Here is a 23,711-nt window from a genome sequence, read left to right on the forward strand (position 1 = left end):
TGGGCCTATAACTGTTGTCCATGAGCCATCCGCGATGGCCTGTGCCCAATCGACAGCGGCCGGCTCAGTGCACTTGGCTTATTTTCTCCCGGTATCAGAGGAGACTGACTATGTTGCGATGGGCAATTATTTTTTTCGTGATTGCGATCATTGCCGCCTTCTTCGGATTCGGCGGCGTGGCCGGTGTCGCTGCAGATGCGGCGAAGGTCCTGTTCTTTATCTTCCTGGTGCTGTTCGTGCTGGCACTGATCTTCGGCCGCAAGAGACCCCCCAAGTAATAGAGCGTTCTGGAGGGCCAGCCCAGGCCCTCCACACTTCCGGGTTTCACTCGACCATATCGCCGAAAAATCCTTGTCAAAAAAATAAACTTCCCATCCTCCGGATACTCTTCCACGCGCCCCTGCCACATGCCTCCATGGCACATTGCCAAATCCATTTTGCCAACTGCGCCCGATCAAAAATTGAACCGATCCGCAACAAAGAATGCACCCGTTCACAAGCAAACCCCGGGCACGGGGATAGTGCCCATTTATCCGTGGCAGTGACTGGGATCCACCCGCTCCGCTCACGGACTAGCCAGCTATCGGGATCAGGGGCTGGGCCATGCAATTAGGCTATCTGGTACTACCAAAACATTTACAGAAATGATAAATACCCGGGCACAAGCACAACAAAAAGAGTGACAAAACCTATGAACTGGAAAAAGTGGCTAAGCTGTTCCGTATTTACTTTTACAGTCTCAGCCTGCGGCGGGGGCGGCGGTGGAGGGGGAGGATCGACTGACAACCCGCCGGACCAGACCCCAACGCAGTACACGGTAACCGCGCAGGCCGGCACGGGGGGAAGTATCTCTCCTGCAAGCGTCGAAGTTGATACTGGAGCAACCACAACCTTTACACTGCAACCGGACACTGGCTATGAAGTCAGCTCTGTCACGGGCTGCGGTGGCAGCCTGGATGGCTTGGCTTATACAACCGGCCCTATCACCAGTGCTTGCCAAGTCAATGCCGAATTCAGCTTCTCCGGTTCGGGGGGATCTGATCCTGACGCACCTGTGGCATCCATCCTGTTCCCATGGACAGTTTCCCGCAGCGATGCGAATACCCTGACAGTCAAGGGCGTCGCAAGTGACTCTGACAAGATCACTGCAGTAAGAGTCAATGGTGTAGAGGCAACCCTCTCATCAACGGCTGTGCAGGCATTTGCGTATCCCTCTCCCCTCTCTTCGAGCTCACCTGTGGGCTCGGGTACCGCGGACACCGGCGGCGACCAGGTTGAGTGGGAAGCGACGATAGAGCTGAGCGACAATGCAGATACCACTATTGTGGTGGAGACCGAGGATGAAGCTGGTAATGTGGAGTCGTCTGCAGACAGCGCACAGGTAATCAGGCGAGCCGTGCCGATCCAGTTTGTAATGGATACCGAAGGACGCCGCCTGGTAGGACAGCCCTGGCACGACCAGATCGTGATCATGGGGCTGGACGATGACAGTTACCAATCCCTGAAATTCAATGACCAGCCATATTGCCAGGGGCTGGGACTGCGCACCGACCGGGACCAGATGATTTGCACTAACCTGTTCAGCGACCAGCTGGAAATCACCGGCATCTCTCTGGATACGAAAGAGCAAGAGTTCCTGATCGGCTATCCCCTGCAGCTGGACCCCGCCGAATGGTCCTTCGCCAACGTACGTGAGACCCACGTTTCTTCGGACAACAGTGGCCTTTTCATTCTGCTGACCTACTTTTCTGCCTCAGATTATTCCCTGAACAAGTCCGTGATCCTGCGTTATGACTTTGGCAGCTCTACGATGGCCACAGTTGTCGACGGCACCACTGATAGCGGCAAAAAAGTAGCGTCAGATAATTTTGCGCTGGCTGAGAATGGAATGCTGCTTTTTAACGGCCACTGGGGCGATGACAACGGGGATGACAGCCTGCAACTGGTCGACTATGACGGCGCAGACTCCCAGGCTGTAACTGATGCCTTCAACCTCCTCCTCGCAGGAATTGACCTCGACAGCACCGAAACATGGGCATACATGGCCGGTTACGATGGAATTGCCCGTGCCAACCTGATTGAAGGAACTCAAGAGGTGCTGTCACTGGAAGCCGACGAACTTGAGTTCAATGTTGCCCAGGTTAGCTCCATTGGGGTGGACGAGGTAAACAGCCGACTCCTGGTCTCCGATTCAGATTACAACTATATATTCTCTGTCGACCTTGAGACCGGCACTCGCAGTGAGTTTGCCTCAAACGGCGTGGGCAACGGCAAACACCTGCTGGCCCCCCGCGCACTGCAACTTGACGAGGCCAACGGCCGGGTGTTCTTGCTAGACGACGGCGGCAATGCCAGGGCAGTGCTGTTCTCGGTTGACTTGCTAACCGGCGACAGAGATGTCATCACGTACTTCGACCACGACTGCAACCATATCGCCAGCGACCTGGATTACGACCCGGAGGGTGGCCGCTTGTTCGCCACGTTCGATCACGCCGTAGTTGAAGTGGACGTTGAAACCGGGCAAGTTACCCCTGTCGCCCCGGCAACTGCCTCCACCAACGATTGCGCCGGATCGTCCTACCAGTTTACCGGCAGCACCCTGGACCTTCCTTCGAACCGGCTGCTCGTAACCGAAACTGGTAACGACGCAATTATGGCCGTGGACCTCGCTACAAAGGTGATTACCAACGTCTATTCCTCCAGCAGCATCAATGTCCCGGTGGATGTGGCCATGGACAACGCCTCGGGCAACCTGTACATCGCATCGCAGGCCAATGGCGATATTCATAGCTACTCGCCGGAAACGGGCGAATTAACTTTGCTTCTCGACAGCTGCCTGGACGCAAACGGGCAGGATGCCATGGATATCAATATAGGAGGCATTCAGGGTATCACCATGGACCCGGCCCGGCCGGTGATGTGGATTACCGGCGATCAGTTGTTGCGCTTTGACCTGGAAGCCGGCAGCTGTTCAGCAATGCCCTGGCGATATTTCGGCTATGGCCTGGTGGACAACCGCAGCATCCTGGATTTGGCCATAACCGAGAGCGGACAGCTACTCGGGGCCAAGTTCAATCAGATGGTCCAGGTTGATTTCGAATCCGGTGAGCTGGTCACCGTTTCCAAATAAGCCAACCAATCCAAGAAACAGGCAGGGGCGCCATGCGGCGCCCCTGTTGCCAGCTAGCATTCGACCACTCCCCCCCTTGGCCAACCTTTCGCCGACTAGCCCAGGTTAATCCAGGGTAACGTCCAGCACTTCCAGAAACCGGTTGGCACCGGTCATAAACTCCATAACACCCAGAGCCTCGACGATTTCCATATCGCTGGCCCCCTCCCGCCGGGCGGCATCAATATACTTCTCCCCATGGTCGTATGGGGTCTGGTTGGCGTGGTGCGCGAGTTCCAGCAGTGCATGCTCCTTTGGGGAAAGGTGCGCATGATCGGGGTCAAGCCGGATTTGCAGGATTTCCTTTGGGTCCACCTCCCGCTCCTGCAGCAACTCACTGTACCTGGCTATGCCATATTCGTTGCGGTTGTCCGCGGACACCACCAGGGCAATACTCTCCTTCAACCTGACTGACAGGCAACCATGCATCATCAACACCTTGAACTTTTCCCATTTCAGCCGCAGCAGCTCAGGGTGATGCGCGTAGGCGCGGAACATATTGGGGATAGAGCCAAGCTCATCCTCGATCTCGGCAAAGACTTTCTCCACCGCTTCATCGGCAGGTCTCTGCACCAGGGGTATCCGACTCATAATCCTTCTCCCAAAGCGCCGTGAATTACCAGTCAGGGTGCTAATCAGCCTTCCCGACCGGCAACAGCACTGTATATAATCCCAGCATGAGGAAGATCATCCACTGCGACTGCGACTGCTTCTACGCCTCGGTAGAAATGCGTGACGACCCCAACCTGCGCGGGAGGCCGCTGGCCGTAGGGGGTGCCAGTGACCGTCGCGGGGTGATCTCGACCTGCAATTACGAGGCCCGGAGCTACGGGGTCCGATCTGCCATGCCCAGTTCGCAGGCAAAAAAACTGTGCCCTGACCTCATTGTAGTACCCGGTAATATGAAAAAATATCGGGAGGTAAGTGCCCAGATCCGGGAAATTTTCGCTGATTACAGCGATGCTGTGGAACCGCTGTCCCTGGACGAAGCGTATCTGGACGTCACAGACAGCGAACATTGCCAGGGCAGCGCGACCCTGATCGCCCGCGAAATCCGCCGACGGGTGGAATCCTCCCTTAACATCACCATCTCGGCCGGCGTCGCCCCCAACAAATTCCTGGCCAAAATAGCCAGTGACTGGCAAAAACCCAATGGCCTGACGGTCATTACCCCGGACCAGGTCGACGAGTTTGTGCTGCGCCTGCCTGTGGAGAAGATCCACGGCGTGGGACGGGTCACCGCAGAGAAGATGCATCGCCGCGGCATTCGGACTTGCGCTGACCTGCGCAATTTCACCAGGGTCGAGCTCAGCCAGCTGTTTGGCAAGTTTGGCAGCCGTCTCCACGACCTCTGCCGGGGTATTGATGACCGTCCGGTACGGAGCGATGGCTCCCGCAAGAGTGTGAGCGTGGAGCGTACTTTCAGTGAGGACTTGCCCACGCTGGAGGCCTGGCAGCAGGAGATGTCTGAACTCTATATAAGGTTGCTCGAGCGGCTGGAAAAACTGGGCGAACGCTACGAAATAAGCGGCGCCGGGGTAAAGGTCAAGTACAGTGACTTCTCCACCATGACTCAGGAACGCTCCAGCCAGAACGCGCGTGCCACTGAATTCCGGCACCTCCTCCAGCAATGCTGGGACAAGCGTGCCGAACCGATCCGGCTGCTGGGGCTGGGGGTCAAACTGAAGGATCTGCGTGCCGAGATGGGGCCGGAACAGCTGCCGCTACCATTGAAATACCGTAACCGCCACGTATCCAATGCCTGAACCAGCGGTTCCAAACCAGTCGGCACGTACCAGTCAGTAAATCTGGCGTAGCCGGAGTCTACTAAAACAAAGCTTTTCGGCCAGCCAACTATACTCACCCGAGGCAGGAGGCGGGAACGCCATGAAAAAAGTGCTCCCGAGCGCCCTGGTCGGCTGGTTCCTTTCATACGCCCGTCGACTCAGGCACCCACAGTTATTCAAGTGGATTTGCGCTGTATTCATCGTCGATCTGTTTGTCCCCGACCTGCTGCCGTTCGTGGATGAGGTCCTCCTGGGACTGGCCGCTCTCTACCTGGGCAGCCGCAGGAAACCCACAAGCAGTGATTTACCCCGCAGCAACGCCGACGGGGATAACAGCGATAAACGTCAGCATTCTTTCGCACAGCATTCACAGCGAAAAGACGACGGGCAAAGATGACCGGTTTCCGGCCGCCAGTGATCGGCCGGCCCATGCTCGCAACCGAATTGTTTACGAGCGGATTTGGGAAGCGCACGGAGGCGCGATAACTTGTCCCGCAAACATTACCAGCACCTTAACGACGAGGCGCTGCTCGAGTTTTATCACTCGACACGCAACCTCGGGGCCTTCCAGCACCTGTACTCCCGGTACAAGGACTCGCTCTATCGTTACTGTGCACAGATGAATTTCAACTATGCCAGTCGAGTCCTCGAGGAGCTATGGACCAGCCTGCTCGAGCATCCTCCCGCCTTACAGGGGCGCCTGTTGCGGAGCTGGCTATTTATCCGCCTCAACCGATTGCTGCGCCGCCATCCGGAAGAAACACTGGAAACCAGCCCGGCGACCTCCAGGGCCGGGCCACCCGGGGCCCCCTTATTGGAGGCCATCCAGCAACTGCCCCGCCGGCTTCGGAATATTGTCCTGCTACACATGGAGTGCCAGCTGCCACTGGCCACAATTGCGGATATCGAGGGAATCTCGCTGAAACAATGTCGCGATCATTACCATGACGGCAAGGAACAATTGCGGGAGATATTGCATGGACCGCGGCGGCAGCCGTGGCGTATCGCGGAGGTGACTGTATGAGTGTTTGGGAAAGCCAGTACCGGGAGGCGGCCAGCCAGCTGGCCTCGCCGGAGAACCTGGATGAGCGTATATTGCAGCAGGCCAGCCAGTACAAGCCGGCCCCCAGTAACAGCCGTCTTGCCTCCGGTGCCGCCGGCAGCTTCGCTGCTGTAGCCGTGCTGGTACTTTTGATTCACCCGGCCCGGTACCTGGGTGCATTGACTCCCGGAGGCTCAACTGGCACCGGCACAGATCCGCTGGAAAACTGGCAGATGCAGCAAAAGGCACCAACGCCCGTTGAGAGGGACCAGTGGTTTGCTCTCCGCGGGGAGGTGCGAGCGGGTAACTACGTGACATTGTGTGAGCAGTGGCGAAAAGAGCAACGGGGAGTTTTGGATGCCCGTCTTCCCGCGGACCTGGCCCGGAAAGCGCGCCGGCATTGCCGTCTGCTGCCGACGCCCTGACAGCGGCCCGGCACCCTGGCTGTCAATCAGGAGCCGTGCTCGCTCAGGTAATGCTCAGGATCACCTTACCACGGGCACGGCGCTCGGTAATTGCCGCAAATGCGTCGCGGAACTCCTCAAAGCTGAATACCTCAGTGGTTATCGGGTTCAGGCGCCCTTCCTCAACCATCTGCAGTAACTCGGCAAAGTTCTGCAGGTTGGCAGAGGGATCCCGCTGTGCCCAGCTGCCCCAGAATATGCCCATGATGTCGCCAGCCTTGAGCAGAGGCAGGTTCATGGGCAGGTGGGGGATATCCCCGGACGCAAAGCCGATTACCAGGTAGCGCCCACACCAACCGATAGAGCGATAGGCCTGTTCGGTATATTCGCCTCCCACCGGGTCAAAGATCACATCGGCACCGCGGCCACCGGTCAGCTCCTTGATGCGCGCCTTCAGATCCTCCTGGCTGTAATCAACCAGCTCGTCGGCTCCCGCCTCCCGGCAGAATTCGAGCTTGCGGGCGCTCGAGGCGCAGGCAATCACACGCGCTCCCAGCGCCTTACCCAACTGGATTGCCGTCACTCCAACGCCCCCTGCGGCTCCCAGGACCACCAGGGTTTCGCCCTCTTGCAGCGCAGCGCGCTGCTTCAGCGCATAGTAGGAGGTGGCATAGGTAATACAGAAACCCGCCGCCTGCTCAAAACTCAGGGTTTCAGGCATCGGTACCAACAGGTTCTGGTCGACATTTACCTGCTCCGCGAACGCCGACATGCCGGGCATGGCAATGACTTTGTCTCCGACGCGGAAGCGTTTGACTTTATTGCCCACGGCGCTCACTACACCGGCGCATTCGCCACCGGGGATAAACGGCAACGGCGGCTTTACCTGGTATTTCCCGGCGATGACCAGTACATCCGGGAAGTTGAGCCCCGCTGCCCGCACATCGATCCTGACCTCCGTGTCACCGGGGACAGGGGATTCGCGGTCCTCAATCACCAGCGTTTCTACCGGTCCATACTCATTGCATATCAGTGCGCGCATCAGCCAAAACCTCGTCAACTCATCATTTTAGACACCGACCAGGCGGTGTCGTTCTACACCCGGTAATACGGGTAGCTCACGCCAGGTCAACCTCGAGCGCTTCCGCGGCCTTCTGTACGAACTTGAGGGTCTGGTTAAAGCCGCCGACCAGTTCCCGCTGCCCGGTCTCATCCCCGATTTCCTCGAGGGCCGCGAGGACGTTCTCGCCGGTCTGCTCACCAGGCGGCAAGTAAATACCTTCGGTCTCCAGGATCCGGGCCTGGGCGAAACCGCCCGCTCCCGCACACAGGATCGTGCGGTTTGGTGCTTCCCCGGCGACCAGCGCGACCAGGCCAGCGGTTACCGATTCTGGGGTCATCAGGTCCAGTACACGCGTGTCCTGGATCAGGTCCTCGGTCATGCGTGTGGCGGCCGTCGGGGAAAGGCAGTTCACGCGAATTCCGTATTTCTCTCCTTCCAGGCACAGCGTATTCATCAGGCCGACCAGGGCGGTTTTCGCAGCTCCGTAATTGGATTGCCCGAAATTGCCATATAGACCGGACGACGAGGTCGTCATCACGATCCGGCCATAACTCTGCTCCCGCATCTGCGGCCAGGCCGCTTTAGTGCAATGCACCGAGCCCATCAGGTGCACATCGATTACCTTGCGGAAGTCCTCGATTGCCATCCTGGCAAATGACTTGTCCCGCAGGATCCCGGCATTGTTCACCAGGATATCGACCCGTCCCCAGTTTTCGACCGCGGCCGCGATCATTCCCTCTACCTGCTCGTAGTCGCAAACATTGGCACCGCTTGCAATGGCCTCACCGCCGGCCGCGACGATCTCCTCAGCCACCTGCTCCGCCGCGCTCATCGATGCACCGTTACCGTCCCGGGCACCCCCGAGATCGTTTACCAGCACACGCGCGCCGCGGCGGGCCAGTTCCAGCGCATGGGACCGGCCAAGACCATTGCCGGCCCCGGTGACGATCGCAACCTGCCCATCAAATCGGATAGTCATTGAATGTTCCTCAGCTAGTCTCCGGTAAACTGCATTACCAACCATTCGGCAATCAGGGCTGGCTTTTCCTCACCCTGGATTTCCATGGTCATCTCAAGCTTGACCTGGAACTGCCCCGGGGCCTTTTCGACAATATCCATCACCCGGGCCCGGACCCGGACGCGCTGGTTTACCCTGACCGGGTTGATAAACCGCACCCGGTCCAGGCCGTAGTTAACCGCCATCCTCATCCCGTCGATGCCGATCTGCAGCTGCTCAGCAAAATGGGATAGCAGGGACAGGGTAAGGAAGCCATGGGCAATGGTGGAACCGAATGGGGTTTTACTGGCGGCTTCCGGATCCACGTGAATAAACTGGTGGTCCCCGGTGCAGTCGGCGAACGCGTTGATACGCGACTGGTCGATAGTCATCCAGCCTGTGGGCTCCGGTTCGTGGCCGATAAACTGCTGCAGGTCATCACTGAGAATCGCTGTTGGCATATGCCGCTCCTTTTCTCTGTTGATCCCATACTCACCATTCAACGCGGCCAGGCGGACTTGAACGGTCTGTATTTCAGTAGGCGGATACGCCCCCATCTACCGCCAGTGCCTGGCCGGTAACGTAGGTCAGCTTCGGGGACAACAACATCAGCATGGCACTGACCACCTCATCCGGCTCTGCAAGGCGTTTCATCGGGCAGCCCGCCGCCAGGAATGCCTGGAAGTCCTGCGCGCTCACCCCATCCGGGGTTTCGATATCCGTCACCATCGGCGTCAGGGTAAAGAACGGGCAGACGGCATTGACACGAATCCCATGGCTGGCATTTTCAATTGCCGCAGTTTTCGTCAGGCCAATAACGGCATGCTTGGCCGCCGCGTAAGAGGCGATCTTGGGCGCACCGCCCAGCCCTGCCATGGAAGAGACGTTCAGCACAGTACCCGACTGCTGCTTTTTCATCAGCGGCAACTGGTGCTTCATGCCAAAGAAAACCCCTTTCTGGTTGATGTTGTACTGTCGATCCATTTCCTCTTCACTGGTCTTTTCCACCGACATCATCGGCGGCGCCACACCGGCATTATTGACTGCGATATCCAGCCGCCCGAACGCCTTCGCAGCCGCATCCACCAGTGCCGCGCAGTCAGCTTCCCGAGACACGTCACACCGCTGCGCCCGCACCTCTACCCCGGTACTGCCCAGCTCATCTGCCAGCGCCATCAGGACGGTTTCGTTAATATCGCCCAGCACCAGCCCCGCACCCCGGGCACCGAGTTCACGGGCCAGCAGGGCACCGAAACCGCTGGCAGCCCCGGTCACCAGCGCCACACGGCCGGAAAAATCCAGAATCGGGTCCAGTTTCATATCAGATCCCTCCACAGGACGTCATGCCGCCATCGACCACCACACACTCACCTGTGGTATAACTGGAGGCGTCGGAGACCAGGTACAATACTGTGCCAGCCATTTCCTCCGGCTCCGCATGGCGGTGCATGGGTATGTGCCCGATGGCAGTCTTGTAAATATCCTCATGGGAGAACAGGGCACCGGCGAACTTGGTCTTGGTCAGTCCCGGCAACAGGGCATTTACGCGGATATTGAACTGGGCACACTCCTTGGCAAAGGCTTTGGTCATATTCACTACTGCCGCCTTGGTAATGGAGTAAATGCCCTGGCCCACGCCGGGCTGCAGGGCATTGATCGAGGCGGTATTCACGATAACCCCACCACCCTGCTCGCGCATCAGCTTGCCCGCCTCCACTGACATAAAGAAGTAGCCGCGGATATTTACATCGACAGTCTTCTGGAATGCGCCCAGGTCGGTATCGAGAATATGGCCAAAATAGGGGTTGGTCGCGGCGTTATTAACAAGGATATCGAGGCGTCCGAACTTCTGGCGGATCTCACCAATCACCCGCTGGATATCCTCCATATTGCCGATATGGCAGGGGACCGCCTCCGCCTGGCCACCGGCATCGACGATGGCATCGGCCACCGCCTTACAACCTTCCATTTTGCGGCTTGAAACCAGGACGTGGGCGCCCTGCTCTGCCAGCAGTTTTGCAATAGACTCACCAATACCCCGGCTGGCGCCCGTTACCAGCGCTATTTTGCCGCTCAGGTCAAAAAGGTTCGTGGACATCATCGATTCTCCGTACTTTTCCTGTCAGTATTCTTTTTCAATCACATCCAGCGCGAACCGGGCCACCGGGTCCACCAGGGCGCCCATCCGCGCGGCATTTTTGCTGGACGCATTGCCCTGCTGCGCACGCTTGGCCACCCCCTGGATAATCGCAGCCAGGCGGAAAAAGCTGAACGCAAGGTAAAATGCCCAGTTGTCGATCTTCTCGATACCCATTCGCTGGCAATAACGGGCCACATACTCCGCCTCAGAGGGAATGCCGAGCGCCTGCCGATCCACCCCCATCAGTCCCGACATTTTTTCGCCGCTGGCAGGCATGCGCAGCTGCATGCACTGGTATGCCAGGTCCGCAAACGGGTGCCCCAGCGTCGACAGCTCCCAGTCCAGCACGGCAGTGGCCTGTGGTCGCTCCGGATGGAACACAATATTGTCGAGCCGGTAATCACCGTGCACCAGAGCTACACGGCCGTCGTCCCCGGGGAGGTGCCCGTCCAGCCACTCGATCAACTGGTCCATCGCGGGAATCGGATCAATTTCCGATGCCCGGTACTGGCTGCTCCAACGATCAAACTGCCTCTGATAATAGTTCCCGGGCTTGCCGTAATCCGCCAGCCCCACTGCCTCGATGTCTACACTGTGCATGGCGGCCAGTACCCGGTTCATCTCCTCGTAAATACCCGAGCGCTGGTCGTTATCCACTTCCGGCAGCGCCGCATCCCAGAAGATGCGCCCTTCACAATACTCCATGATGTAAAACATGGAGCCAATCAGTTCGCGGTCCTCACACAGGTGCAGGACTTGCGGCACCGGTACCGCCGTGTCTGCCAGTGCGCGCAAGACCCGGAATTCGCGGTCCACCGCATGGGCGGACTTGAGGAGCTTGCCCGGCGGCTGGCGCCGCAGGACATAGGTCCCGGACGGCGATTCCAGCCTGAATGTGGGATTCGACTGGCCTCCGGAAAATTTGGTCGCCCTGATCGGACCAGAAAAGCCCGGGAGCTGGTCAGCCAGGTATTGTCCCAGGGCCTCCAGGGGTAACTGGTCGATACCGGACTGCTCTTCCAGGGTATTGCTCTCTGTCATCTCAACCTCCCCGGGGCGCTGTCGCGCCACCCTTTATCTCTTTTTTTCAGGTTTGTTGGGTTTACTTCACAAGGGCACCGTAGCGGGCGGCCAGGTTGCGGCCCAGCTGCATCATATGTACCTGGTCTGGCCCATCGGCCAGCCGGATTGTGCGGGCATAAGCATAAGCGTGGGCCAGCACCAGGTCCTGCCCCAGGCCCGCGGCTCCATGGATCTGGATCGCCCGGTCGATTACATTGCAGGCCATCTGTGGGGCAACAATCTTGATCATGGCAATCAGGTCCCTGGCCGCCTTGTTGCCGTGACGGTCCATCTGGTCCGCCGCTTTCAGGGTGAGCAACCGCGCTTGCTCGATTTCGCAGGCTGAGCGCGCAATATCCTCCCGCACCGACCCCTGTTTGCTCATCGGCCGGCCAAACACCACGCGCTGCTCAGCGCGCTGCGACATCATCTCCAGCGCCCGCTGCGCCAGGCCGATCAGGCGCATACAGTGATGGATACGGCCCGGGCCCAGGCGCCCCTGGGCAATTTCAAATCCCCGCCCCTCACCCAGGATCAGGTTCGCTGCCGGCACCCGCACATTCTCGAACACGACTTCCGCATGCCCCTCGGGCGCATCGTCATATCCGAAGACCGTCATTGGCCGCACAATCCGGACTCCCGGGGTGTCGGTGGGCACCAGGATCTGCGACTGCTGCTGGTGCCGGTTCGGGTTGTCCGGGTCTGTCTTCCCCATCACGATCATGATCTTGCAGCGCTTGTTCATCAGGCCACTGATATAGAACTTGTGCCCATTGATGACGTAGTCGTCGCCATCGCGCACGATCGAGGTTTCGATATTGGTCGCGTCCGATGAAGCCACGGCCGGCTCGGTCATGGCAAAAGCAGAGCGAATCTCGCCATCTAGCAAAGGTTGCAACCACCGCGCCTGTTGCTCCGGGTTGCCGTATTGCGCCAATACTTCCATGTTGCCGGTATCCGGGGCGCTGCAGTTGAATACCTCGGAAGCGAACAGCACCCTGCCCATTTCCTCGGCGAGCGGCGCATATTCCAGGTTGGTAAGGCCTGCACCAAACCTGCGGTCCGGCAGGAACAGGTTCCATAGTTCCTCTTTCCGCGCCCGGGCCTTGAGTTGCTCCATCACCGGCGGCTCACCCCAGCGGTTCGCCTGCAGCTGCTCCAGGAAAGCCTGTTCGCTCGGATACACATGGCAGAGCATAAACGCACGCAGGCGCTCGAGAAGAGATTGGACCCTGTCGGAATATTCGAAGTGCATGATCGATTTCCTTACCTGTTCGGGGCCGACCCGGAAGTGGTCAGCTGTAAGTTATGAATTCCCGCCGGTCGTGGCGTTCGAGATGGGGGATATGGTTGAAACTGTGCAGGCTGATATCACCGGGACTGGAGAAAAAGTGGCTGATCGCCGTATTGCGGATCTGCATATTCAGCTTGATGACCGCCTCGGGCCCGGCCGCCATCACCGACCGCACCATCATCGCAATGGCACCTCCGGAACTCACCACCAGCGTGCGGCTACCGCGGGGACTGTCCGACAGGACGGCCAGGGCTTCACCGATGCGCTGTTCAAATGCAGCCCAGCTCTCCCCCGGAGCGATCTCATCGCGAATCCAGGCACCCATGGCCTTTTTCAGGAAGCGGTAGTAATCGCTCCGCCCGGCGCCGCGATCGGGTATCGCCGCGGGATCCAGCTCCCCATAGGTGCGCATTACTGACTGGAAATCGAACTCGTTCAGTTGGGGCAACAGCTCGACGCGGGCATGGTCCAGCCCAGCTCCTTCGCAGATCCCGCTGGCGGTTTCCCGGTGGCGTCTCAGGTCCCCGCACAATATCCGGTCGAAGCCCGCCTCCTGCTCCATCCAGTGTTCGCCCAGCCAGCGCGCCTGGCGCCAGCCCAGCTCGGAAAGCTTGTCGTAGTCAGCGGCGCCAAACGAAGCCTGCCCGTGGCGCACGGTAAAGAACTCGGCCAATCTGCTTCTCCCCTGTCAACCAGGATTTCACCCTAACGCTGCCAGTTGAATCATTAAAGTTTATTGTGCGAATATCCAGCCATTCACGGCCGTGATTACAGCAGCGGGCAACAGCAGGGCGCACCATGCAACTCAAACAGATGGATATGAATCTCTTCCTGGTGCTGGACGCCATCTACAGCCAGCGCAACCTGACCCGGGCCGCAGAGCAACTGCATATTACCCAGCCCGCCGTCAGTAATGCCCTGGCCCGGCTCCGCCGCAGCCTGGATGACCCCTTGTTCACCCGCACGCCAAGTGGCATGAACCCCACACCCTTGACCGAGCGCATCATGCCCCAGGTCCACCAGGCGCTGGCTCTTCTGGGGGGCAGCCTCAACCAGCAGGCCCAGTTCGATCCCGCTACCGCCAGCAAGACACTGCGGCTGTCCATGAATGACATGGCCGAAACCCTCCTGCTACCGCGTCTGCTGGAGCGCCTGCAGGAAAGGGCCCCGGGCATCTCAGTGGAGTCCTTCTATGTGCCGCGGGACCAGCTGGTGAAAGAGCTTGCGGCCAACACCCTGGATTTCGGGCTGGACATTCCGCTGGTTTCCGCGCCACAGCTGCACCAGCAGCGCCTCAGTAACGACCGCTACCTGTGCATGTTACGCAGCGACCACCCACTGGCGGAACAAGACGGCCTGACACTGGAGCAGTACCTGCAGCTGGAGCACGTCCACGTTTCCAGCCGGCGCAGCGGCCCCGGGCTGGTGGACATTGCCCTGAACAAGCTGGGGCGCCGGCGCGATATCCGCCTGCGGGTGCAGCATTACCGGGTGGCACCGGCAGTGGTCATGCGCACCGACCTGGCCCTGACAGTTCCAGCGATCCTCGCCAACCAGTACCCGGTGCGCCTGTTCGAACTGCCATTCCAGGTACCCCAGCTGGACTGGCATCTGCTCTGGCACAAAAACCAGCATGAGGATCCCGCCAGCATCTGGCTGCGCGGGGAGCTGATGGAGCTTTTCCAGACCTGATCCCTCCCGGTCCGGCACCCTCCGGGCCCAATCAAGACAGCACCCCGCCCCCAATCCGGCCAAAGATTTCGGCCGATATGGTCACTGCCCGGCCCGGGGGCCGCTGCTATTCTGCGAGGCAAATCCGGCCGACAGAGCCCCAGAACAACGTTCGACGATTCGGTCACCAACTGGTTTGGCCAGAAGAAGAGTAAAGAGAGAGATTTGCCATGTCACAGACCTACCCTCACCTGCTCGCCCCCCTGGACCTGGGCTTCACGCAACTGAAGAACCGGGTGCTGATGGGCTCCATGCACACCAACCTGGAAGAGCACCCGGGAGGTTTCGACCGGCTCGCCGCCTTCTATGCCGAACGCGCCCGCGGTGGTGTCGGCCTTATCGTCACCGGCGGTATCGGCCCCAATGAAGAGGGCTGCGTGTTCCAGGGTGCGGCGAAGATGACCACTGCTGAAGAGGCCCAGCAACACCAGGCAATCACCTCCGCTGTACATAATGAAGGTGGCAAGATCTGCATGCAGATCCTGCACACTGGCCGTTACGCCTATAATCCCAACCTGGTAGCGCCCTCGGCGGTCCAGGCGCCGATCAATCCCTTTACCCCGCGCGAGCTGAGCGACGAGGAGATCGAGGGCCAGATCGATGACTATGTGCGCTGTGCCACCCTCGCCCGCGAGGCCGGCTACGACGGTGTTGAAGTCATGGGCTCGGAAGGCTACTTCATCAACCAGTTTATCGTCTCCCGCACCAACAAGCGGACCGACCGCTGGGGCGGCAGCTTCGAGAACCGTATCCGGTTACCACTGGAAATCGTGCGCCGAATCCGTGAGGCCGTGGGTGAGGACTTCATAATCATCTACCGCCTGTCGATGCTGGACCTGGTAGAGGATGGCAGCACTTTCGAGGAGGTGGTAGCCCTGGGCCAGGCTGTTGAGAAAGCCGGTGCCAACATCATCAACACCGGTATCGGCTGGCACGAGGCCCGCGTGCCCACTATCGCCACCAGTGTCCCGCGGGCCGCGTTCACCGAAATCACCGCACGCGTAAAGAAACACCTCAGTGTTCCGGTCATTACCAGCAACCGGATCAATATGCCCGCGGTGGCGGAATCGGTGCTGGCCGAGGGCCACGCCGATATGGTTTCCATGGCGCGACCATTCCTGGCGGATCCGGAATTCGTGCAGAAGGCAGCGGAGGATCGTGCCGACGAGATCAATACCTGTATCGGCTGCAACCAGGCCTGCCTCGACCACACCTTCGAAATGAAGCTCACTTCTTGCCTGGTCAACCCGCGTGCCTGCCACGAAACCGAGCTCAATTACCTGCCGACGGACACCGCGAAAAAAGTTGCGGTCGTGGGTGCCGGCCCGGCCGGACTTGCTGCCGCCACTGTTGCGGCGGAGCGGGGCCACGAGGTAACCCTGTTCGAGGCCGATAACCGGATCGGTGGCCAGTTCAATGTGGCCAAGCGCATTCCGGGCAAAGCGGAATTCGAGGAAACCCTGCGTTACTTCGGCCGCAAACTGGAACTGACCGGGGTCCAGGTGGAACTGAACCGACGTGTAGCGGCAGCAGACCTGAAGGACTTCGATGAGGTTATTATCGCTACGGGTATCAACCCCCGCACACCGCCGATTCCCGGGGTCGAGAGCGAAAAAGTGCTCGGCTACCTGGACGTACTGAAACACCGCAAGCCCGTAGGCGAAAAAGTGGCAATTATCGGCGCCGGTGGAATCGGCTTTGATGTGGCTGAGTACCTGACTCATGAAGTTGATGAAAGCAGAGAGCTGATCGCCAGTGACAAGAATGAGTTCTTTGCCGAGTGGGGCGTAGATATCCGCCTGGACCATCGTGCCGGTCTCAAGCCCGCCGACTCTGTTGCCTCGCCGCGCAAGGTCTACCTGCTGCAACGCAAGACCTCCAAGGTGGGTAAGGGGCTGGGCAAGACCACCGGCTGGATCCACCGCACCAGCCTCAAGCACCGCCAGGTGGAAATGCTGCCCGGCGTCACCTACGAGAAAATTGACGACCAGGGCCTGCATATCCGCGAGGGCGAGGAAACCAGGCTACTGGAGGTGGATAACATCATTATCTGCGCCGGACAGGAGCCGGCACGGGAGCTCCACGAATCCCTGGCCGCAATGGGCATCAACTCCCACTTGATCGGCGGCGCCGACGAGGCAGCCGAGCTTGATGCCAAGCGTGCAATCGACCAGGGGTCGCGCCTCGCGGCCGGCCTCTGATACCGGACCCACAAAAGCCGTGACGCCGCCGGCGTCACGGCTACCCCGGGTCCATGGCCCAGGGAAACAGCTCCAGTGTTACTGCCCCCTTCATCCCTCCAGGGCAAGGACCCTGCCTTTTTCTTTTCCCGCTTGAGCAGGAACTTGCCAGCGCGCTGACAACCTGTACATCAGCAGCACAACGCCGCAGAGCACGAAACAGATCCAGTACAGAACCGACCCACCCCACCACTGAATGACAAGTCCACCGAACAATGGTGCGGCCGACCAGCCCAGCGCATAGAAAGCTGCCGCTCCGAAATAGCTGCCGCGGCGATCTGCGGGCGCCATCTGGTCGATCTGGATACTCATCGTCGGGAACAGGACCGTCTCAGCCAGGCTGACCACAAAGCTCGCCCCAAGCCAGCCTGCGACCCAGCCCATCGGGTTGAGCGCAAACCACAACTGGCCGACCGCCAGGACCACCAGGCCCAGTACAATGCGCTGGTGCACAGACCAGTGCCCCAACAGCCGCAACAGTGGGAACTGCAGGAGCACAATGGTCAGGGCATTGACCAGGATCATGCTGGAGATCAGCTCGACAACTTCCGGCGCACCGCTCCTTTTCAGGTACTGCACCAGGCTGGAGTCAAAGTGCGCATAGATAAAAAAGGTCAGAACATTGGCCAGCACTACCAGCAGGAACAAGCGGTCTTTCCGCAGCACTGCGATCGTACTCGAAAGCGTGGCGTCGGGGTTCCGGCGCTTGCCTGCAGCTCTCCCGGTGCTGGTAAACGCAAAGCCCCAGGCGATCGCCACCGTCAAAGCCAGGTAACTCAGCGCAGTCAGCCCGAAAGTCGACTGCTGTGCCGAAAGACCAGCCCAGACACCGACGAGGGGGCCGAACGCGACACCTACATTGACCAGGAAATAACGAAACTGCAGCGCCAGCTCGCGCGTGCCCTGCTCCGGCAGCAAGTCACCGATCAGCGCGCTTGACGGCGACTGCCAGATAGACTGTGCAACACAGCATAAGGAAATCGCCGCTATAAATACCGGAAGCGCCCCTGCCCGGGCCAAAAGTATAAACGCAAGGCCATTGAGGCCTGTACCGAGCAGCAGCAGGTTACGGCGGCCATAGCGATCCGACAGGGTGCCTACATAGAAGCCCAGCAGTGCAGCAGCAACTGCCGCTACACTCAGGATGACGCCAATCTCAGCGGCACCCAACGCGAAGCGGTCATATAGCATGATCGCCAGGAAAGGCCACACCATAAAGTAGGTCCCGCGGGCAAAAAAACTGCCGACCAGAATGATCCAGACCAGGGGGGGAAAGCCGTGCATTCTCTGCCACCACTGCTTATCCATGGCCACTACTCCCTATTTTCACGTTCCAGTTCCATCAATAATTCCTGTGGATCACTCCCATCCACCGGCAAAAAAAAACCCGGAAGGGAAGCCTTCCGGGTTTCTTTGGGGAGGAAGGCCTGTCACCTTCCTTCGCACTAAGCTCTGTCGGGTGCTCTAAGACATGGTGGTAACCACCGCACAGGTGCACAGGGTCATACGCACAGAAATCACTTCAACTGCACGCGCGCATGCAACCGGTTCCTGCGGTAGCAGGCCGGTACACGGCATCGGTTGTTGTGGTGTGATTTGCTTATACATGTTTCAGGGTAATCAAAGCTTGTAAACGGTATCCGGCAATACTATCTGAGCCAGAGGGTTTTGCAACCCCCGCCAATGGTGATCTGCCAGGCAGCCACCGCCTTGAAACCTGGAGCCCGAGCCAGCGACCTCTCCCAACCGTCACGCAGCACGGGATCATATCGACCAATCGGCCATGTCCGGTCGTACCGACATAGTCGCGTCACGAAGGGGCGGGGTCCGCTGGGACATCTATACTGGGAAGTCGTGGCGAAGCCTAAAGATAGTGCCACCCAGGCGATACCGGGGATGAAAAAACTGCCGACTCAGGTCCGAGTACCGCACTGAACAATCACCAAACCGGCCCCCCACCCCGTGACGCGTAATTCGTCAGCAGCATCTCTCACGGACGCGAGAAGGAACAATGACGCTCTCAGATCTCTTATTGAAAGCAAAACCAATGGTGGAGAGGAAACTGGAAGACCTCCCTGCCCCCCACATACTGTTTGTCTCGATTTGCGACGGGAAAGAGCGGGCCGTCACCCGCCATGTGAAAGGCGAAAGCATAACGGAGACATGGCAGGCTATTACCGCCGAGGCACGCAAGGCAACCAGGTCCGGCAAGCTCAAGCCCTGCTGGCTGCGCATGGATTGGGTCACCCGCGCCGACAAGATGAGCTGGGCAGGGCTGAAGGAAATACTCAGTGCCACCAAGCGATCTTACTTCCGCTATGGCATCGCCCTGGATGACGAATTTCGTTTTGCTTTCCTCGAACAGGAACTGAATGGCAACGCCATGCTCTACGGTGGAAACCAGATTGGGCATGCCGTCGTCAATGAGAAGAACTTCAATGTGTACTGTCGAAAGCGGTATGGAAACAAGCTCATACCGGATTTTTCGGATGAAAAAACAGTATATCGCTTGTGGACGGAAGGTCTCTTTTGTGATGAATCCGGCGCGCCCGAGTACCTTTATGGTCCCGGGAGAAACGCCGGCAGAAGGATCATCGACGACCTGGACGAAGCCACCACAACCAGACTGATCGAGACCAGCAGTAGCTACCTGGCAGGCCAGGTAAAGAAGAGTGGCCGTTTCGAATATGGCTGGCATGCATGCTTCGACAAACCAATCGGCACCTACAACACACTTCGACACGCAAGTAGTACGTATGCCATGACAGAGGCCTGGGAGGTAACCCGTGACAAGAATCTCCACTCCGCGATAGAGCGCTCCCTTGACTACCTCTCGAAAACGCTGATCAGGCGTGCTGCCTTGCCATCCGGGGAACAGGCAGCTTTCCTGGTTGAGGCCGATGGCGAGGTCAAGCTCGGAGGCAATGCCGTCTGCCTGCTGGCTTATGTTAAGTGGTGCGAGCTTACAGGAAACAACCAGTACCGTGAACTAATGGACCAGTTGGCACTGGGCATAGAGTTCATGCAGGACCGCGAGTCAGGGAAGTTCGTGCATGTTCTGCAGTTCCCTGAGTTATCAGTCAAGGAAGAGTTCCGCATCATCTATTATGACGGCGAGGCGGCATTTGGGCTCATGCGGCTTTACGGCCTGACCGGCGACGAGCGTTGGCTGAAGCTGGTCGAGAAGGCATTTGAATATTTTATCGCTGCCGACCACTGGCAGGCCCATGACCACTGGTTAAGTTATTGCGTCAATGAACTGACCCTCTATCGGCCGGAGGAAAAATACTACCGCTTTGGTATACAGAACGTAGAGGGCTACCTCGATTTTATCGAAAACCGTATCACCACCTTCCCGACCCTGCTGGAACTTATGATGGCGGCACAGAAGATGGTAACGAGGCTCTCGCAAGACGACAAATACCGTCACCTCCTGAAGCTGCTGGACCTGGAATGGTTCTACCGCGCGCTGCACAAAAGGGCAAACTACCTGCTCAACGGCTACTTCTGGCCAGAATTTGCCATGTTCTACAAGAACCCGGCAAAGATCCTGGGCAGCTTCTTTATCAGGCACCATGCATTCCGTGTTCGTATTGACGATGTGGAGCACTATCTGTCCGGTTATGTCGCCTATCGCAATTACCTGCGGAAAGGAAAAGTCCAGGCGAGGCAAGAAGCCACCATCGAAGAGGACCTGAAGCCCGCACCTCCCCCGGATGGGCGGCCGGTCGTAGCATGGGGCGGAGATGTAAACCTGTCCCGGCGCCAGCACTATCGCACAGCAGAGCTGGGTCGAAAAGCTGTGCTCGGACGTATACCAGCTCTGAGAAATGCAGACCTGACCGTTATCAACCTTGAATGTGTGGTTGCGACCTGTGGTGAACAGGGGACACAGAAAGGCGAATTATCTCCCTATTATTACCGCGCCAGGCCCGAGATGCTGCGCCTGCTGGTGGAGTCCAGAGTGGATGTAGTGGCCACCGCAAACAACCACAGCGGCGACTACGGCACTGATGCGTTGGTGGAGCAGTGTGAGTGGCTAGACAGGGTAGGCATTGCCCATGCCGGCTCAGGCCGCAATCTCGACCAGGCCCTGGCACCCGTGATTCGCCGCGCGGGACAGCTGAATGTGGCAATTTTTTCCCTGGATGCCACACAGGAAGAGTTTGCGGCTACGGTAAACAGGCCCGGGAGCGCCTATCTTCCACTGGGAGAACCGGATGCCTGGACCAGCGTTCTAGAGCCGCGAATCCGCGCCGCGCGCCAACTGGCAGAAGTGGTGCTGGTCGCCGTACATTGGGGTCCAAACCGGGAGCGGGCTCCAGGTAAAGCAGAACTCCTGACGGGGCACGCGATTATTGACGCCGGTGCCGACGCAGTGCTCGGAGCCAGCGCACATGTCCTTCAGGGAACAGAGATTTACCGAGGCAGGCCGATCATACATGACGCGGGCGACCTCCTGTTCGACTCGATCCGAAACTCACTCGCGGACAGCGGTGTGTTCAGGTTGGCAATTAGCCACCGGGGGGTCGAACGCATAACGTTTGTCCCAGTCGGCTCTGGTTTTGGCTTCAGCCGGCAACTGAAAGATGGTAAAGCCATCGATGCTTGCAGGCGGTATGCCCGCCTTTCTGCACCGCTGGGCACAGCTTTCGTCCTGACAGAAAATGGTACTGCGACACTGGGCCTGTCACCGCCAGAGCGAGAAGTAGCGCCACATATTCCCGTAGCGGCCACTACCACTTACCGGCTGGCCCCCCTGCAAGCCGCCACCGAAATCACCAGGGATGAATGGCAGGTATCCTCGGTGCCGGAGGACGCCCGTGTTACACCACAATCCATAGGACCACTGAAGCTGGTTGGGATTCGCATCTGGCCTCGAGAGATCAAGTATCGGCAAATGCTGTGGGTGGAGTCTTTCTGGACCTGCGAAACTGAGCTTGATGAGGATCACCGAATAGACTTTCAAGCTGTCCCGGTCGAGCAGACCTCGATGCCCTACTGGGGGAAGTCGATGGATCACGATCCCTGTGATTGGCAGCTACCGACGAGCCGCTGGAAGAAAGGCTGCATTTACCGGGATTTCTATGGATTGAGGCCACCGGGCTCGCGAACCCTGCAGAGTGTGGACCTGCAGTTACACGTAGGCCTGGTAAACACAAGCGACCGGACACCCCCTATCCCACTGGAAGGGCTACAGGTACACCTGGACTTCAGCAAGGCCTCCCCCCCAAGTGGTAAGGCGCCTGTCTACCAGACCGAGTTTCCCAGCTCCCTCCTGAATCATAAGCATGGATTAACATGGGATGGCGAGCAGATAGAGCGCATCACAGGCGGCAGCTGGCTGGTGCCACCTCCTGATGACTGGGCTGTAAAGAACGTGGTGTCAGGGATCAGCTTCATCGAACAGGTCACGGGCCCGACCCTGTTTGTTGCCCACACAAGCCACGATCGGGCATATCATGAACAGAGCTCCTCGGTCACGAAGATATGGGATATGCATAAGCGCCTGTCCCAGCTGACGGGTCGACTTGCCGGGGCGATCGTTTCCAGGCCAATACCAGGGTTACCCCGGGGATTTCCCACGCTACTGGTTGATGATCCAATCAGGGCTATCGTTGAACTGGGCCTGGCCGCCAGGGCCCGCTACGACAAGGATGTGATTGCCATTACAGGTACCGCAGGGAAATCCACTACCCTGAGAATGCTCGGCCATATGCTTGGTGGAAGGGAGAAAGTGCTCACAAGTCTTGGCAACTACAACTCTCGGGTTGGGGCCCCTTCAATGCTGGCAAGCCTATCGACTCAGGATGATGCAGCCGTAATTGAAGTTGCGCAGAGTGCCCTGTGGATGAAGAGAGGCCCAATAACTCGACTGATAAAGCCAACCATAGCCATTGTTACTGAGATTGGTATCTCACAATCCCGTAGCCATGTGCGCTCTACAAAAGATACTGCACGCTGGAAGTCACGCATTTTCGATGGATTGACCGGTCCAGCTATCGCTATATTTGGTGATCACCTCAAGCACTTCGAGTACATTAAGTCGAAAGCCCAGCAACATGCCAGGAGGCTGGTCATATTCGGAACCGGTCCTGATGCGGAGGTGAAAATTAAGGATGTCCAGGGCGATGATGAAGGAAGCTGGGTAACAATAGAAACACCGAATGAGACTGTGAATTACCGGGTACCCGCACCCAGCAAGGGGATGGTGATGAACAGCATTGCCGCTATTTGCGCACTGTACGCCATGGGCAGGGATCTCCGCAGCCTGGCTGGAGAGCTTCAAAACCTGGAGCTGGATGACGCACACCTCAGCCGCACCAGGATGAAACTGGCAGGCAAGGAGATCAGCATTATTGACGATAGCTGGAATGCTACTGTCAGTTCGATGCTAAATGCTTTCTCTGTACTCGCCCAGTCAAATATAACAGGCCAGGGACGCAAGGTTGCTGTACTGGGCAGAATCGTTCACCTGGGGGATAAATCCCGTGAACTCCATCAAAGCCTGGCAAAACCGCTCTTGGAGAGCGGTGTTGATCATGTCATTACACATGGCGAGGAAATGAAGCATCTACGCGAGGTCTTACCGGGCTCAATACTTGGACCACACTTTACAACAGCTGATGAACTGGCGGGTCACCTGATGGAATTCGTCCGGCAGTCAGATCTTCTTTTGCTCAAGGGATCAAGACGTGACTCAGACTTTGGCTCTGTCCCATGGCTGCTCGAGCAAATGTCAGACACCAGTACTACGCCAGCATGAAAAAGAGGCTGGGTAA

At 58.4% G+C, this 23,711-nt stretch carries 19 protein-coding genes and 1 pseudogene; 10 read left to right on the forward strand and 10 right to left on the reverse strand.

Features of this window, described 5'->3' with window-relative positions; genetic code table 11:
- The first annotated feature begins 110 nt into the window (after window positions 1-110).
- The 3 genes and pseudogenes from LVD10_RS16025 to LVD10_RS16030 all read left to right on the forward strand — a co-directional run bounded on the left by LVD10_RS16025 (window position 111) and on the right by LVD10_RS16030 (window position 3,130).
- On the forward strand, window positions 111-278 hold the full coding sequence (locus tag LVD10_RS16025; protein WP_233005713.1) for a DUF1328 family protein: 168 nt from the start codon (window positions 111-113) through the stop codon (window positions 276-278).
- 413 nt (window positions 279-691) lie between these two features.
- Window positions 692-1,006 (forward strand): annotated as a pseudogene (locus LVD10_RS18065) (InlB B-repeat-containing protein); the annotation flags it as partial.
- A gap of 48 nt (window positions 1,007-1,054) precedes the next feature.
- A complete protein-coding gene (locus LVD10_RS16030) occupies window positions 1,055-3,130 on the forward strand; it encodes an NHL repeat-containing protein (RefSeq protein ID WP_237064270.1) in 2,076 nt (691 codons plus the stop codon).
- Window positions 3,131-3,235: 105 nt separating this feature from the next.
- Here the strand turns inward: LVD10_RS16030 and LVD10_RS16035 are convergent, their stop codons facing one another.
- Window positions 3,236-3,760 (reverse strand): peroxidase-related enzyme, encoded by a 525-nt coding sequence (locus LVD10_RS16035; RefSeq protein ID WP_233005715.1) that lies wholly within the window; start codon window positions 3,758-3,760, stop codon window positions 3,236-3,238.
- Window positions 3,761-3,846: 86 nt separating this feature from the next.
- On the opposite strand from LVD10_RS16035, the gene dinB reads away from it, so the two are divergent.
- The 4 genes from dinB to LVD10_RS16055 all read left to right on the forward strand — a co-directional run bounded on the left by dinB (window position 3,847) and on the right by LVD10_RS16055 (window position 6,423).
- Window positions 3,847-4,935: a DNA polymerase IV gene (gene dinB / locus LVD10_RS16040; RefSeq protein WP_233005716.1), complete on the forward strand. Its 1,089-nt coding sequence runs from the start codon at window positions 3,847-3,849 to the stop codon at window positions 4,933-4,935.
- 121 nt (window positions 4,936-5,056) lie between these two features.
- Complete coding sequence (locus LVD10_RS16045; protein ID WP_233005717.1) at window positions 5,057-5,353, forward strand: DUF6116 family protein; 297 nt, start codon at window positions 5,057-5,059, stop codon at window positions 5,351-5,353.
- Window positions 5,354-5,443: 90 nt separating this feature from the next.
- On the forward strand, window positions 5,444-5,980 hold the full coding sequence (locus LVD10_RS16050) for an RNA polymerase sigma factor (RefSeq protein ID WP_233005718.1): 537 nt from the start codon (window positions 5,444-5,446) through the stop codon (window positions 5,978-5,980).
- Entirely contained in the window at window positions 5,977-6,423 is a 447-nt protein-coding gene (locus LVD10_RS16055; RefSeq protein ID WP_237064272.1) for a hypothetical protein, read from the forward strand. Before LVD10_RS16050 ends, LVD10_RS16055 begins: the two co-directional genes overlap by 4 nt.
- Window positions 6,424-6,466: 43 nt before the next feature.
- Here LVD10_RS16055 and LVD10_RS16060 read toward each other — a convergent pair whose 3' ends face one another.
- The 8 genes from LVD10_RS16060 to LVD10_RS16095 form a co-directional block, all read right to left on the reverse strand.
- Window positions 6,467-7,444 carry an NADPH:quinone oxidoreductase family protein gene (locus tag LVD10_RS16060; protein WP_233005720.1) on the reverse strand — a complete coding sequence of 326 codons (978 nt, stop codon included), beginning with the start codon at window positions 7,442-7,444 and terminating at the stop codon, window positions 6,467-6,469.
- Window positions 7,445-7,520: 76 nt separating this feature from the next.
- The gene (locus LVD10_RS16065) at window positions 7,521-8,444 is read right to left on the reverse strand and encodes an SDR family NAD(P)-dependent oxidoreductase (protein ID WP_237064274.1); all 924 of its coding nucleotides are present in this window, start codon (window positions 8,442-8,444) and stop codon (window positions 7,521-7,523) included.
- A 14-nt stretch (window positions 8,445-8,458) separates the two neighbouring features.
- Entirely contained in the window at window positions 8,459-8,923 is a 465-nt protein-coding gene (locus LVD10_RS16070) for a MaoC family dehydratase (RefSeq protein ID WP_233005722.1), read from the reverse strand.
- Window positions 8,924-8,996: 73 nt separating this feature from the next.
- The gene (locus LVD10_RS16075; RefSeq protein WP_233005723.1) at window positions 8,997-9,782 is read right to left on the reverse strand and encodes an SDR family NAD(P)-dependent oxidoreductase; all 786 of its coding nucleotides are present in this window, start codon (window positions 9,780-9,782) and stop codon (window positions 8,997-8,999) included.
- Window position 9,783: 1 nt separating this feature from the next.
- Window positions 9,784-10,560: an SDR family oxidoreductase gene (locus LVD10_RS16080; RefSeq protein WP_233005724.1), complete on the reverse strand. Its 777-nt coding sequence runs from the start codon at window positions 10,558-10,560 to the stop codon at window positions 9,784-9,786.
- 24 nt (window positions 10,561-10,584) lie between these two features.
- Entirely contained in the window at window positions 10,585-11,643 is a 1,059-nt protein-coding gene (locus tag LVD10_RS16085) for a phosphotransferase (RefSeq protein WP_233005725.1), read from the reverse strand.
- A 61-nt stretch (window positions 11,644-11,704) separates the two neighbouring features.
- Window positions 11,705-12,919, reverse strand: a complete 1,215-nt coding sequence (locus tag LVD10_RS16090; RefSeq protein WP_237064276.1) for an acyl-CoA dehydrogenase family protein — start codon at window positions 12,917-12,919, stop codon at window positions 11,705-11,707.
- A gap of 40 nt (window positions 12,920-12,959) precedes the next feature.
- Entirely contained in the window at window positions 12,960-13,631 is a 672-nt protein-coding gene (locus LVD10_RS16095; RefSeq protein ID WP_233005727.1) for a histidine phosphatase family protein, read from the reverse strand.
- 125 nt (window positions 13,632-13,756) lie between these two features.
- Between LVD10_RS16095 and LVD10_RS16100 the strand changes: the two genes are divergently transcribed.
- Together LVD10_RS16100 and LVD10_RS16105 are read left to right on the forward strand one after the other, a co-directional pair.
- Window positions 13,757-14,650: a LysR family transcriptional regulator gene (locus tag LVD10_RS16100; RefSeq protein ID WP_237064278.1), complete on the forward strand. Its 894-nt coding sequence runs from the start codon at window positions 13,757-13,759 to the stop codon at window positions 14,648-14,650.
- A 209-nt stretch (window positions 14,651-14,859) separates the two neighbouring features.
- Window positions 14,860-16,890 (forward strand): NADPH-dependent 2,4-dienoyl-CoA reductase, encoded by a 2,031-nt coding sequence (locus tag LVD10_RS16105; protein WP_237064280.1) that lies wholly within the window; start codon window positions 14,860-14,862, stop codon window positions 16,888-16,890.
- Window positions 16,891-16,980: 90 nt separating this feature from the next.
- On the opposite strand, the gene LVD10_RS16110 is transcribed toward LVD10_RS16105, so the two are convergent.
- A complete protein-coding gene (locus LVD10_RS16110) occupies window positions 16,981-18,237 on the reverse strand; it encodes an MFS transporter (protein ID WP_237064282.1) in 1,257 nt (418 codons plus the stop codon).
- 703 nt (window positions 18,238-18,940) lie between these two features.
- Between LVD10_RS16110 and LVD10_RS16115 the strand changes: the two genes are divergently transcribed.
- The gene (locus tag LVD10_RS16115; protein WP_237064284.1) at window positions 18,941-23,695 is read left to right on the forward strand and encodes a CapA family protein; all 4,755 of its coding nucleotides are present in this window, start codon (window positions 18,941-18,943) and stop codon (window positions 23,693-23,695) included.
- Window positions 23,696-23,711: the final 16 nt, after the last annotated feature.

The sequence above is a fragment of the Microbulbifer zhoushanensis genome (genome assembly GCF_021729055.1).
In the GTDB taxonomy this organism is placed as follows: domain Bacteria; phylum Pseudomonadota; class Gammaproteobacteria; order Pseudomonadales; family Cellvibrionaceae; genus Microbulbifer; species Microbulbifer zhoushanensis.

Excerpts from the sequence above, each read along its gene's own strand:
- LVD10_RS16065 (WP_237064274.1), bottom strand. The coding sequence starts at position 8,444 with ATGACTATCCGATTTGATGGGCAGGTTGCGATCGTCACCGGGGCCGGC.
- LVD10_RS16045 (WP_233005717.1), top strand. The coding sequence starts at position 5,057 with ATGAAAAAAGTGCTCCCGAGCGCCCTGGTCGGCTGGTTCCTTTCATAC.
- LVD10_RS16055 (WP_237064272.1), top strand. The coding sequence starts at position 5,977 with ATGAGTGTTTGGGAAAGCCAGTACCGGGAGGCGGCCAGCCAGCTGGCC.
- LVD10_RS16060 (WP_233005720.1), bottom strand. The coding sequence starts at position 7,444 with ATGCGCGCACTGATATGCAATGAGTATGGACCGGTAGAAACGCTGGTG.
- LVD10_RS16035 (WP_233005715.1), bottom strand. The coding sequence starts at position 3,760 with ATGAGTCGGATACCCCTGGTGCAGAGACCTGCCGATGAAGCGGTGGAG.
- LVD10_RS16105 (WP_237064280.1), top strand. The coding sequence starts at position 14,860 with ATGTCACAGACCTACCCTCACCTGCTCGCCCCCCTGGACCTGGGCTTC.
- LVD10_RS16085 (WP_233005725.1), bottom strand. The coding sequence starts at position 11,643 with ATGACAGAGAGCAATACCCTGGAAGAGCAGTCCGGTATCGACCAGTTA.
- LVD10_RS16025 (WP_233005713.1), top strand. The coding sequence starts at position 111 with ATGTTGCGATGGGCAATTATTTTTTTCGTGATTGCGATCATTGCCGCC.
- dinB (WP_233005716.1), top strand. The coding sequence starts at position 3,847 with ATGAGGAAGATCATCCACTGCGACTGCGACTGCTTCTACGCCTCGGTA.
- LVD10_RS16115 (WP_237064284.1), top strand. The coding sequence starts at position 18,941 with ATGACGCTCTCAGATCTCTTATTGAAAGCAAAACCAATGGTGGAGAGG.
- LVD10_RS16100 (WP_237064278.1), top strand. The coding sequence starts at position 13,757 with ATGCAACTCAAACAGATGGATATGAATCTCTTCCTGGTGCTGGACGCC.
- LVD10_RS16070 (WP_233005722.1), bottom strand. The coding sequence starts at position 8,923 with ATGCCAACAGCGATTCTCAGTGATGACCTGCAGCAGTTTATCGGCCAC.
- LVD10_RS16110 (WP_237064282.1), bottom strand. The coding sequence starts at position 18,237 with ATGGATAAGCAGTGGTGGCAGAGAATGCACGGCTTTCCCCCCCTGGTC.
- LVD10_RS16080 (WP_233005724.1), bottom strand. The coding sequence starts at position 10,560 with ATGTCCACGAACCTTTTTGACCTGAGCGGCAAAATAGCGCTGGTAACG.
- LVD10_RS16075 (WP_233005723.1), bottom strand. The coding sequence starts at position 9,782 with ATGAAACTGGACCCGATTCTGGATTTTTCCGGCCGTGTGGCGCTGGTG.
- LVD10_RS16090 (WP_237064276.1), bottom strand. The coding sequence starts at position 12,919 with ATGCACTTCGAATATTCCGACAGGGTCCAATCTCTTCTCGAGCGCCTG.